Raw genomic sequence first — 12,441 nt, forward strand, 5'->3', positions numbered from 1 at the left:
ATCGAAATCGCGTCGCCCGTCACACTTGTGAGTGATCGAGGGGACAGGGAGAGCACACGTCGTGGAGGAGAACCAACGGCTCATCGGGAGCCGATACCGCTTGAGGGTGAAGGTCGGCCAGGGCGCGATGGGCGTCGTGTGGCAGGCCTACGACGAGAACCTGCACCGCGTCGTGGCAGCCAAGGAGCTGCTCGTGCTGGACGGGCTCGACGACTCCAAGATCGAACGCGCCAAGCACCGCGCCATGCGCGAGGCCCGCCTGGCCGCCCGGCTCGAGCACCCGAACGCCATCCGCGTGTACGACGCGGTCGAGGACAACGGTCAGCCGTGGCTGATCATGGAGTACCTGCCCTCCCGCAGCCTCGCCGCGGTGATCGCCGAGCAGGGCACCCTGCCGCCGCGCGAGGTCGCCCGCATCGGCTGCTACACCGCCGCCGCGCTGGCCGCCGCGCACCGCAACGGCATCCAGCACCGCGACGTGAAGCCGGGCAACGTCCTGATCGGCGACCAAGAGGTCAAGATCACCGACTTCGGCGTCTCCCGCGCCACCGGTGACGACGGCACCGCCACCGCGACCGGCACGGTCGGCACCCCCGCGTTCTTCTCCCCCGAGATCGCCCGCGGCGAGGAGGCCGGCTTCCCGTCGGACGTGTTCTCCCTCGGCGCCACGCTCTACAACGCGGTCGAGGGCACGCCGCCGTTCGGCGCGGCCGACAACCACATCGCGATGCTGCACCGCGTCGCGAGCGGCTCGATCATGCCGCCCGCGAACGCCGGCCCGCTGCTGTCGCCCGTGCTGTTCCGGTTGCTGGCAACGGATCCGGAGCGCCGGCCCACGATGGAGGAGGCCGTGCACCTGCTGGCCGCCGTCGTGAACGAGACGCCCCAGGTGTCGGAGGCCACCGCGGTCATCCCCGCGACGGTGCAGCTGCCCGTCGAGGCGATGCCCGAGGAGAAGGCCAAGCAGCAGAAGAAGGCCGGTGCCGCGGCCACCGGTGCCGCCGCGGCCGGGCTGGTCGCCGGTGCGGCACAGGCGGAGGCAGCCGGGCTGACCGCGCCGGGCCAGAGCACCCCGGGGAACGCCGCCGACGCGGCCAGCGCGGACGGAAGCCAGGCCGCCGCGGGCACGACCGACGCGGCACAGGCCGACGCCAGCCAGACCGGCGCCAGCCAGACCGGCGCAGACCAGACCGGCGCAGACCAGACCGGCGCAGACCAGACCGGCGCGGACCAGGCGAACGCGGGCCACGCCGATGCAGGACAGGTCGGCGCGGGCGCGGCCGGCGCGGCCCAGGCGAGCGCGGACCAGGCCGATGCCGGCCAGGCTGGCGCGGACAACGCGGACGCGGCCAAGGCCGCCTCAACCAACGCTGAGCCCGGCGACGCCGACGCGGGCCAAGCCGGCGCAGGCAACACCGACGCGGGCCAGGCCGACCGAGCAGGCACCGACAAGGCCGCCGCCGCAGGGACGGCCGCCTCGGCGGCAGCCAGCAGCGCGCAGAAGTCCGCACCCTCGGCAGGCGAGGACGGGGCGGAAGCGGCGGTGGCCGCGGCAGCGATCGGAGAGCCGGAAGCGGCGGCCGCAGTGAACCCGCCCGTACCGGACACCGCCCCGCAGGAGACCGCGGGGGTCGCAGCCGGAGGCGTTGCCGCACAGCAGGAAACCGCCGCGGTCGCGAGCAACCCGGCCGCCACACCGCACCCCACCCCGGCAGCCGCACCGCCCGCTTCCACGCACCCCGGCCACGTTCCCCCCGCGCCGGTCGACCCTCCCGCACCCGCCCCTCCCGCGGAGGAAGAGCGCAGGAACCCGCTCGCCCTCATCGGCATCATCATCCTGGTGATCGCGGTGGGCGTCGGCGCGTTCCTGCTGTGGCCCAAGGGCAACCGGTCGGCCGACGGCGGCTCCCCCTCCGGCACGCCGAGCCCGCCGGCCACGAGCCAGTCGCAGCCGCAGCAGTCGGAGCCGCAGCAAACCCAGCCGCAGCAGACGACCACGCAAAGCCCGCCGCCGCAGGAGAACCCGCCGCAGTCCAACCCGCAGAACACCCCGGGCAACACCCCTCCGCCGCCCGCCACGCCGGGCACGGCGCAGGAGGCGCTCACGAACTACTACGCGTTGATCCCGAACAACCTCGAAGCCGGCTACGCCACGCTCACCGACCGCTTCAAGGCGACCAGGACGCGGACCTTCGGGGAATACCAGCAGTGGTGGGGCCAGTTCAGCAGCGTGGAGCTGTCGGACTTCGCACCGCAGGGCGAGAACGTCGTGACGGCCACGCTCACCTACCGCAAGGGCGGTGCCGTCTCGACCACCGAGCGCAACACGTACACATTGGTGTTGCAGAACGGCAAGTGGATGATCGACAGTCAGACACCATGACCAGACTTGCTCTCGTGACCGGTGCCTCGCGCGGCATCGGCGCGGCCATCGCCCACGCCCTCGCCGCGGACGGCCACCGGGTCGCCGTGCACTTCCGCAGCGACCCGGCGCAGGCCGAGGCGGTGGCCGCGAACCTGCCAGGAGCCGGCCACGTGACGGTCCAGGGCGACATCGGCGCCGGTGAGGCCGAACAGATCGTCACCACGGCCGCCGAGCGGCTGGGCGGCCTGGACGTGCTGGTCAACAACGCGGGCGTGTACTTCTACCACCCGATCACGACGACGACCTTCGCCGAGTGGCAGGACGCGTGGCGGCGCACGGTGGAGCTCAACCTCTACGGGCCCGCCGACCTCGCGTGGCACGCCGTGCGGCACCTGGGTGAGGGCGGGCGGATCATCAGCGTCGGGTCGCGGGGAGCGTTCCGCGGTGAGCCGCACGCCCCCGCGTACGGCGCGGCGAAGGCCGGGTTGCACGCGCTCACCCAGTCGCTGGCGCAGTCCCTTGCGCCGCAGGGCATCTCGGTCGCGGCGGTGGCGCCGGGGTTCGTGCGCACCGAGATGGTGACCGACCTGCTCGCCGGTCCCGAGGGCGACGCCATCCGCGGCCAGAGCCCGTTCAACCGGGTCGCGGAACCCGAGGAGGTCGCCGCTGCCGTCGCGTGGCTCGCCTCGCCGGGCGCGACCTGGGCCAGCGGCACGATCATCGACGTCAACGGGGCCTCGTACCTCCGCTGACTCCCGGGGCAGCGACCGGAACTCGTTCCGGTCGGCTGTCGATCTTCCGGCAACCGGTCTAGACCACTACCGTCGCTGTGGGCGCTCGACGTTAGTGGAAGGCAACCCTGCACATGCGTTCACTCCGATCCCGCCTCGGTGCGGCCTGCCTCGCGCTGGCCGCTGCCGCAGCGACCATCACGGTCACGGCGCCTGCCGCACAGGCCGCCTACCCGCCCGGCTTCAGGAGCGTCGGCTACCTGCCTTCGTGGTCCGGCAGCGTCAGCTCCATCCAGTACAGCAAGCTGACGCACATCAACTACTCGTTCGTGCTGCCGAACTCCAACGGCACGCTCCAGGGCGTTCCCGACACCGGCAAGCTCCAGCAGCTGGTCAGCCTCGGTCACCAGAACGGCGTCAAGGTCTCGATCGCGGTCGGCGGCTGGAACGACGGCAACGACGACAACTTCGAGATCCTCGCGGCCAGCGCGAATGGCCGCACGACGTTCGTGAACGCGCTGGTCAACCTGGTCAACCAGTACAACCTCGACGGCGTCGACATCGACTGGGAGTACCCGGACCCCGGCACCGAGGGCGACAACTACACCCTGCTGATGCGGCAGCTCGGCGACGCGCTGCACAGCCGCGGCAAGCTCCTCACCGCCGCCGTCGTCTCCGAGGGCGGCACCGCCAACGGCGTGCAGCCCGCGGTGTTCGGCATCGTGGACTGGCTCAACATCATGGCCTACGACGGCGGCAGCCCGCACGCGAACTACGACTGGTCGATCAACAGCGTCAACTTCTGGAAGAACCGCGGCCTGCCGGCGAGCAAGGCCGTGCTCGGCGTGCCGTTCTACAGCCGGCCGACCTACATCGCCTACCGCGACCTCGTCGCGCAGGACCCGGCCAACGCCAACCGCGACTGCTACAACGGCAACTGCTACAACGGAATCCCGACGATCAAGCGCAAGACGACGTGGGCGGTGGCCAACGCCGGCGGCATCATGAACTGGGAGCTGTCCCAGGACACCACCGGCAGCACCAGCCTGCTCAACGCCATCTGGGAGGCCGCGGGCGGCGGCACCCAGAACCCGCCCACCGGCGGCACGATCACCGGCTATGGCGGCAAGTGCGTCGACGTGGCGGGGGCGAGCTCCGCCAACGGCACCGCGGTGCAGCTGTGGACGTGTAACGGCACCAACGCCCAGCAGTGGACCCGCAACGGTCAGACGTTGCGCGCCCTGGGCAAGTGCCTCGACGCGTCCGGCACCGCCAACGGCGCCGTCACCCAGCTCTGGGACTGCACCGGCGCGGGCAACCAGCAGTGGACGTCCGAGTCGAACGGCCAGCTGCGCAACGTGGCCTCAGGACGATGCCTCGACGCCACCGGCCCCAGTTCGGCCGACGGCACCAGGCTCCAGCTCTGGGACTGCGCCGCCACCGCCAACCAGCTCTGGAGGCTCAACGCCTGACGTCCGCAGGAACTTCAGCCCGATGACGCAGGCGATGATGCCGGTGAGAAAGACGATCTTCCAGACGGAGACGGCTTCCGCACCGGTGATCATCGCCCACGTCACGGTCAGCGCGGCACCGACCCCGACCCACACCGCGTACGCGGTGCCGACCGGAACCCGTTTCATCGCAACGGAAAGCCCCACCATGCTGAGCGTCGCGGCCACCGCGAACAGCACGTAGGCCCGTTCGGACAACGCGGTCGCCCACACCGCCTCCAGCACAGCGCTCGCCAGCAACACGGCCCAGTGCATCAGCTCACCACCTTCAGCCCGGCGACACACCCGATCAACGCGGCCAGCAGCACCGCCCTGGCCACGCCGAGCTTCTCCTCACCCCGCGCCACCGCGACGAGCACCGTGAGCACCGCACCCACGCCCACCCACACCGCGTAGGCCGTGCCGACCGGGATCTCCCGCATCGCCCACGCCAGCCCCGCGACGCTCAACACCATCGACACGGCGAACACCACCACCGGCCACGGCCGGCGAAACCCCCGCGACGCCGCGAGCGCCGTGGCCCACACGGCCTCCAGCACTCCGGACGCGACCAGCACCACCCAGTACATTAGTACGACCGTACCAGAAACGCTCGGCACGCCGTCCACCTTCTGGGGCACATGGCTCCCAGTCTCTCGTGCCCGTTCCGTTCGGGGCCACGAATGAGTAGCCGTACTCATGACAGGTCTTGTGCGACCCCACGACTCTTGAGCCCATGACCACGAAGCCTGCCAGCACCCCGACTTCCGGCGCCTTCTACGTGCAGGCGGTCCTGTCCTTCGGCCTGTCGCTGACCGCCGTCGGACTCGGGGTCGTGTTCCTGCCCGTCGACGGCTGGGTGCGCGCGTTCCTGGGCATCGCGATGCTCTACACGGTCACGTCGGCGTTCACGCTGGCCAAGGTGATCAGGGACCGGCAGGAGGACTCCTACCTCTCGAGCCGGGTGGACAAAGCGCGGCTGGACAAGCTGCTGGCGGAGCACGACCCGTTCAAGCTGGACGCGGCCTGACCGAAGGACGACAGCTCGTCCACATGGCTTATGACCTGAGCGGAGACTGGTCGTCGGCATCGCGTCGAGCGCGCTGTTCGACCTCAAGAAGTGCCACGCCGTGTTCAGGACCGGGGGCGTTGAGGCATACCGCATGCACCAGCGGAAACGACGTCACAACCCGCTCAGGCCCGGCGTCGCGTCCCCCTTCATCCGCCGCCTTCTGTCCCTGAACGACCTGGGTGAACCCGATGATCGCCGAACCGGACGGGAAAGGCCCGGCCACGTCGTGACCGGGCCCTCCCACCGCCGTTCCTACCGGGCCAGGCCGTCCTCGATCGCCTTGATGATCGCCGGCCGCAGCTGCGCCGCGGAGATGATCGCGTCCACCGACCCGACCTCCACCGCCCGCTGCACGCTGTGCACCCGGTCGAACTCCGCGGCCATCTCGTTCAGCTTCTCGGTCCGCACCGACTGCCGCGTGGACGCCAGTTCCGCCGCCAGCGCCGCGCGTTCGGCACCGGAGGCCTCCGCTACCGCCGTCTCCAGCTTCTTCACCCGCGGGTCGTTGGCCGTGCGGCCGTCGACGTCACGGGCGAACACCACGGCCGCGGCCGGTGCGCCGCCGATGACCGAGGCGTAGGAGCCCTCGACGGCGAGCACGGTCATGGACGGGTTCAGGGCCTTGGAGAAGACCACGAACGCGCCGCCGTGGTAGCGGGAGATCACGCAGAACACGATCGGGCCGCGGAAGTTGACGATCGCGCGGCCGATCTCGGCGCCGTACTCCAGCTGCAGCAGGCGCATCGACTCCGGCGAGCCGTCGAAGCCCGACAGGTTCGCCAGGACCACCAGCGGGCGGTTGCCGGAGGCGGCGTTGATGGCGCGGGCGGCCTTCTTCGACGACTTCGGGAACAGGGTGCCCGCGGTGTAGGTGTCCGGGCCGTCGGTGGGCGGGAAGCCGGCGCGGGCCACGCCGCGCGACTCGATGCCCAGCAGCGTCACCGGGATGCCGCCCAGGTGCACGTCCTGGACCACGGCGGTGTCGGCGTCGGCCATGCCGGCCCAGCGCTCCAGGACGTCGTGGTCCTGGTCGGACAGCGCGCGCATGACCGTGCGGATGTCGAACGGCTTCTTGCGGTCCGGGTTCGCCTCGACCGAGAAGATCTCGCCGACCGTGGCGAACGGGCTGTCACCCACCACGTGCGGGTACGCCGACACGTCGCGGTCCACCGGGTCCGAGCTCGGCACGCGGCGCGGACCGGGCTCGCCGGGGGCGACGTAGCTGTGCTCGTAGTGCGCGAGCAGCACGTCGAACGCCGAGCGCAGGTTCGGGGCCCAGTACTGCGCCTGGCCGTTCGGGCCCATGACGCGGTCGTAGCCGCCGATGCCGAAGTTGTCCTCCGCCGACACGCCACCGGAGAAGTCCAGGGCCTGCTTGCCGGTCAGCACCATGGCCGAGTCCGGGGTCATGACCAGGATGCCCTTGGTGTGCATGAGCATCGTGGCCTCGGCGTTCCAGTACGGCTGGGCGCCGACGTTGATGCCGTTGACCACGATGTTGATCTCGCCGCCGGCCTGGGTGAACTCGACGATCCGCTTCAGCGCGGCCGCGACCCAGTCCATGTTCTCGACACCGGAGGCCATCGAGATCTTCGCGCCCGACGAGAGCGAGAACCACTCCAGCGGGACCGACAGCGACTCGGCGAGGTCGAGTGCGTGGATCACGCGTGAGCACTCGGGCTCGGCCAGCGCGCCCAGCGACTTGGTCGGGTCGCCGAGCAGCACGACGCGCTTCATGCCCTCGGGGTAGGCGGCGGTCGGCGTGGTCACCACACCGACGACGATGCCCGCACTGTTGCCACCGCGCGGGCGGTCGACCGGCACGAGCGCACCGTCGACGAGGTCGTGCTCCACGAACGACCCGCCCTCGCCGGCGAGCATGTCGCACAGCTCGTACGGGTAGATCGTGCCGCGCGACTGGGCGCGCAGGACGTTCTGGCGGTAGTCGTCGAGCGGCTGGATCGCCTCGGCGGGCGGCTGCACGAACGAGAACCGGATGCCGGAGCCCGCGTCGTTGGCGATCCGGACGCCGATGTCGGTGAGCTCACCGGTCTCGCTGTCCTTGCGCCGCGCCAGGAACAGGACCTCCTCCAGGTCCAGGCCCGTGGTCGTGGGCAGCACGCGCTGGCCCACGGCGTCGAGGTCGGTGGAGTGCAGGTCGGTCGGCGGCCACGCGTACAGCACCACGCGGTTGGTCGCGAGGCGCGTGCGGCCACCGGCCTGCGCGCGGGCCCGGCGGATGCCGTCCAGGCACGTCGCGAGCACGTCCTCGGCCGCGGGCAGCGCGACGATCCGGCCCTCGTCGTCGCGCAGCGGCGTCAGGTCGCGCACCTGGCCGAGCGCGACGAGGCGCTCGTCGGACTTGTTCGACTTGGCCACCGCGCGGAACAGGTAGACGTCCTCGTCCACCGAGGGCAGGCGGGTGAGGTCGAACTCGCGCAGCCGCTCCAGCTGCATGCGTTCGGCGATGCGCGGGTGCAGCCCGCGCACCAGCCTCTCCTCCGCGAACCCGGTGGACGACGGGCGGAACGTGAAGTGGTGGTGCATCGACTCGCCGCGGCGGCCCGCCACCGTGGTGGTGATGCGGGTGATCGTCGGCGGCAGCTGGTGCGCGGCCAGTGCGGCTCCCAGTCCGGCGGCCATCTCGTCCTGGTCGGACGGACCGCCCGGCCAGTTGACGTAGAGGTCGGCCACGACGGCGGCGCCACCGGCGTGCTCGACGATGTCGCCGATCGCCTCCACCAGCGCCGGGAACTCGACGGCGGTGCTGACCACGCGGGTCTGCTCCGGCTCGTTCTCCGCGAGGAAGAACGCGCCGCTGACGCGCGGGTTCGCCAGCGCCTTCTTGGTGTAGTAGCGGCGGGCCAGCACCTCCAGCAGCGGGGTGTTGTCCGCGCCGGGCTTGCCGATGCGCTGGCCGAGCAGGCGCACCAGCGGTTCGGCCGAGGCGACCATCGCCGCGATCCGCTCCTCGCGGTCCGCGGCCTGCGGGTGCGCGTCGAGGTGGATCAGGTGCTTGCGGACCTCGCTGTGCACGCGGGCGCGGTTGCGGCGCACCAGCGGCTGCGCGAACCAGGTGAACACGACGCTGCGGGCGAGATCGGCCACCTGCGGGTAGCGGACCTGGGTCGCGGCGACGATGTGCTCCAGCACCAGGCCGATCTGCACCCGCTCGGACTCGACCGGCGGCGCCTCCTGCACCCACCGGCGCAGCAGGGTCGTCGCCACGGCCGCGTCGAACACGCCGCGGCGCAGCGCGACGAAGATGCGGAACACCGCCTGCTCCAGCTCCGGCGTGCGGTCGAGCTCGGTGATGCCGTAGTGGCTCAGCACGTGCTGCAGGCGCTCGCGGAACGTCGTCGGCAGCGCGGCCCGGTCGGCGTCCAGCGTCTTGAGGTAGGTGTGGAAGTGCTCGCGCGGGGAGTGGATGTGGTTCTCCGGCTTGCTCTCCTCACCGGCGGGCCGGTTGCGCGAGAGGTCGCACAGGTCGGCGAAGATGCCGAGCAGCTGTGCCTCGGCGACCAGCGGGCGTTCCGCCAGGTTCTTCCGGGCGCCCATGTAATTCGTCAGCACGCGCTCGGTGTCGGCGGCGGTGGTGTCGAAGCCCAGCAACAGGTTGCGCAGGTCGTCGAGACCGCGCGCGACGAGCTGCGCGGCCGGGATGTCGGTCTGCGGGGCCGGCATCTCCAGCTCGACGGTGGACTCGGACCTCTGCTCCTGCGCGGCGCCGGCGTCGTCCTCGACCTCCTCCAGCTTGAGCAGCGCGCCACCGGCGGGCACCTGGGTGCCGACGACGACGTTCAGCTCGCGCAGGCGGGCGCGGAACGGCGCGCGCAGCACCGTCTCCATCTTCATCGCTTCCAGCACCAGCACCGGGGCACCGGCCTCGACCTCGGCACCGACCTCCAGCGGCGTGGCGACGACCAGCGCGGGCATCGGCGAGCGCAGCACGCCGCCCTCGTCGCGGGTGACGCGGTGGGTGACGCCGTCGACCTCTACCTGGTGCACCACCCCGGACGTGCCGGTGACGACGCGGAACCGGGTGCCGTTGACGGTGATCTGACCGACGTGGTGGTCGAAGCGCTCGACGTCGACGTCGGCGGAGAGCACGACGTCGGAGTCGGCGGCCGAGACGCCCACGCGGTACTTGATCGCGCCCACGCGGGCCACGTTCACCACGTACGGCTGGCCGCGCAGCACGAACTCCAGCTTGCGGGCGCCCTCGTGGTTCGTGCGCGGCTGACCGCCGTGCGCGGAGGCGAGCAGCTCGGTGCGGTTGATCTGCTCCTCGTCCTCGTACACCTCGATGGCCGCGGCGGCCAGCGCGATGGCGGAGTGGCGGTGCGAGATCAGGCCGCCCTCGGCGCGGACCCGGTCGATCCACGACGTGTCGGCGGAGCCGTCGACCACGGCGGGCTCGTCGAGCAGGTCGAGCACGAAGCTCTTGTTGGTCGTGCCGCCCTCGATGATGACCGTGGTCTCGGCCATGGCGCGGCGCAGCTTGCCCAGCGCCTCGTCGCGGTCACGGCCGTACGCGATGATCTTCGCGATCATCGAGTCGAAGTCGGCGGGGATCTGCGAGCCCTCGGCCACACCGGTGTCGACCCGGATACCGGGGCCGGCGGGCAGCTCCAGCCGCACGATCCGGCCGGGGCACGGCGCGAAGTCGCGGTCGGGGTCCTCGGCGTTCAGGCGGGCCTCGACGGCGTGGCCGAGCTCGGCCGGCTTCTCGCCTTCGAGCCGGCCGCCGCCCGCGACGTGCAGCTGCGCCTTGACCAGGTCGAAGCCCGTGGTGATCTCGGTGATCGGGTGCTCGACCTGCAGGCGGGTGTTGACCTCCAGGAACGCGAAGAGCTTCTCACCGGGGTGGTAGAGGAACTCGACGGTGCACGCGCCGCGGTAGCCGACCGCGTTCGCGAGCCGTTCCGCCGACGCCTTGAGCTCGGCGACCTGCTCGGGCGCGAGCACGCAGGACGCGGACTCCTCGATGATCTTCTGGTTGCGCCGCTGCACCGAGCAGTCGCGCACGCCCAGCGCCCACGCCGTGCCCTGGCCGTCGGAGATGACCTGCACCTCGACGTGCCGGGCGCCGGTGACCAGGCGCTCCAGGAACATCACGCCGGAGCCGAACGCGCGCTCGGCCTCCATGCTGGTGCGGTCGAAGTTCTCCTCCAGCTCCTCCGGCGAGGTGATCTTGCGGATGCCGCGGCCGCCACCACCGGCGGTCGCCTTGAGCATCAACGGGTAGGTGACCTCCTCGGCCACCTTCAGCGCGTGCTCCAGGTTCTCGACGGCGCCGCGGCTCCACGGCGCGACCGGGACCCCGACCTCCTCGGCGATCAGCTTGGAGCCGATCTTGTCGCCCAGCTTGCGCATGGCATCGGCCGACGGACCGACGAAGGTGACCCCGACCTTCTCGCAGAGCTCCGCGAACTCGGGGATCTCGGCGACGAAGCCCCAGCCGACCCACGCGGCGTCGGCCCTGGTCTCGACGAGCGCCTTCTCCAGCACCCCGAGGTCCAGGTACGGACGGTCGGCCGCCAGGCCGAGGTTGTACGCCAGGTCGGCTTCCCTCACGAAGGGCGCCGACTTGTCGACATCGGTGTACAGGGCGACGGTCTCGATCCGTTCCCCTGACTCGGCGGCGAGTTCACGGACGGCGTGGATCAGCCGCATAGCGGCTTCCCCGCGGTTGACGATCGCTACACGACTGAACAACGACTTCTCTCCTCGCGGACAGACAACCTCAGCGGCAGTCGCCGCCCAATCGATGTACACACTCTCGTCTACTACCCGGTATGAGAACCGCTGGAGCGAAGCGAGTTGAGCAGCGTGCTTTGTATGAAACCAACAAGGCACCAGGTCCTCGGCACAGCTTCACTTGAGCCCGTGTCCCAACTCACCACCATGCCCGCGACCGGTCAATGTGGTCGCGGGCACGGCGGGTAACTGGCCGGTCACTCAGGCCTGCGGGACGCGGAGCACGTCGCCGGGGTGGATCACGTCCGGGTTGGTGATGGTCTGCGGGTTGGCCCGCACGATCCGCTGGTAGAAGTTCGCGGCGCCGTAGAACCGCTGGCTGATGGCCGACAGCGTGTCGCCTGGCTCGACCTCGTACTCCTGGTACACGCGGTAGCCGGGCACGATCAGCGGTCCGTACACGACCGGCACGATGATCTTGTCGAGCTCGGCACCGTCCTCGGGTGAATTCCAGAACACCTCGACGAGGAGGCGGTCCAGCGTGAAGCTCGCACCGCTGACGTCGACAGCCACCTGGAACTGTCCGTGGCCGCCAACGCCGTCGCCTGCGGTGAACCCGCCGGTGACCTCGTCGTGTCCCTCGTGGACGCGGTAGGTGAACTGCGCCTCGAACGCGCCGCCCGCGAGCCCGGCCACCAGGACCCGGCCGCCCACGAGGTCGTGGGGCGCCGGTTGCTGCACTGTGATCGACATGGGTGGTTCCCCCTTCCACCCCGTGTGTCGCGCGGGCGGAAGGGATCGTTGCCGGGGATCACCCCGGCGGCCCAGTGGTGGAGGACGGAGTCGAACCGCCTGTGCCGATGGCTCCCGTTTTACAGACGGGTGGGGCTCCACAGCCCCGGCTCCACCATTCCCGGAACGAATTCCGTGCGCTAATGGTGACCTGCGCGGACATCTGTGCGCCACCGATTAAATCGAGCGTTACCGCAGATCAGCGACGTGCGCAATCCTTTTTGCGATTTGAGCTGCGATTTCCCGTGGCGTCGCATTCCGTGCTCCCATGGCGGTTCAGCCGAGAGGGGA

Annotated in this window: 7 protein-coding genes, 1 tRNA gene and 2 pseudogenes; 5 read left to right on the forward strand and 5 right to left on the reverse strand. The window is 70.8% G+C overall.

What is annotated here, in order from left to right; genetic code table 11:
• Positions 1–106 precede the first annotated feature (106 nt).
• From ADL03_RS48785 to ADL03_RS27160, 3 genes are all read left to right on the forward strand, one after another.
• Positions 107–2,383, forward strand: coding sequence for a serine/threonine-protein kinase (locus ADL03_RS48785; RefSeq protein WP_053736389.1), 2,277 nt, complete (start codon positions 107–109; stop codon positions 2,381–2,383).
• Entirely contained in the window at positions 2,380–3,117 is a 738-nt protein-coding gene (locus ADL03_RS27155) for an SDR family NAD(P)-dependent oxidoreductase (protein ID WP_053736390.1), read from the forward strand. The genes ADL03_RS48785 and ADL03_RS27155 overlap by 4 nt, the downstream gene beginning before the upstream one ends.
• A 113-nt stretch (positions 3,118–3,230) precedes the next feature.
• The gene (locus ADL03_RS27160) at positions 3,231–4,568 is read left to right on the forward strand and encodes a glycosyl hydrolase family 18 protein (protein ID WP_053736391.1); all 1,338 of its coding nucleotides are present in this window, start codon (positions 3,231–3,233) and stop codon (positions 4,566–4,568) included.
• 6 nt (positions 4,569–4,574) lie between these two features.
• Here ADL03_RS27160 and ADL03_RS45830 read toward each other — a convergent pair.
• Together ADL03_RS45830 and ADL03_RS27170 are read right to left on the reverse strand one after the other, a co-directional pair.
• A pseudogene (locus ADL03_RS45830) lies at positions 4,575–4,862 on the reverse strand (multidrug efflux SMR transporter); the annotation flags it as partial.
• A complete protein-coding gene (locus ADL03_RS27170) occupies positions 4,862–5,176 on the reverse strand; it encodes a multidrug efflux SMR transporter (protein ID WP_053736393.1) in 315 nt (104 codons plus the stop codon). The gene ADL03_RS27170 and the pseudogene ADL03_RS45830, both read right to left, overlap by 1 nt.
• A 146-nt stretch (positions 5,177–5,322) precedes the next feature.
• Here ADL03_RS27170 and ADL03_RS27175 point away from each other — a divergent pair, with 146 nt between their 5' ends.
• Positions 5,323–5,616, forward strand: a complete 294-nt coding sequence (locus tag ADL03_RS27175; RefSeq protein WP_053736394.1) for a YiaA/YiaB family inner membrane protein — start codon at positions 5,323–5,325, stop codon at positions 5,614–5,616.
• Between the two features lie 46 nt (positions 5,617–5,662).
• Positions 5,663–5,830 (forward strand): annotated as a pseudogene (locus tag ADL03_RS50880) (5'-nucleotidase); the annotation flags it as partial.
• A gap of 80 nt (positions 5,831–5,910) precedes the next feature.
• Here the strand turns inward: ADL03_RS50880 and ADL03_RS27180 are convergent.
• From ADL03_RS27180 to ADL03_RS47455, 3 genes are all read right to left on the reverse strand, one after another.
• Complete coding sequence (locus ADL03_RS27180; RefSeq protein WP_053736395.1) at positions 5,911–11,376, reverse strand: carboxyl transferase domain-containing protein; 5,466 nt, start codon at positions 11,374–11,376, stop codon at positions 5,911–5,913.
• A 243-nt stretch (positions 11,377–11,619) separates the two neighbouring features.
• On the reverse strand, positions 11,620–12,111 hold the full coding sequence (locus ADL03_RS27185; RefSeq protein WP_053736396.1) for a Gmad2 immunoglobulin-like domain-containing protein: 492 nt from the start codon (positions 12,109–12,111) through the stop codon (positions 11,620–11,622).
• A gap of 75 nt (positions 12,112–12,186) precedes the next feature.
• Positions 12,187–12,267, reverse strand: a tRNA-Tyr gene (locus ADL03_RS47455).
• Positions 12,268–12,441: the final 174 nt, after the last annotated feature.

The organism is Nocardia sp. NRRL S-836 (genome assembly GCF_001279525.1).
Taxonomy (GTDB): domain Bacteria; phylum Actinomycetota; class Actinomycetes; order Mycobacteriales; family Pseudonocardiaceae; genus Lentzea.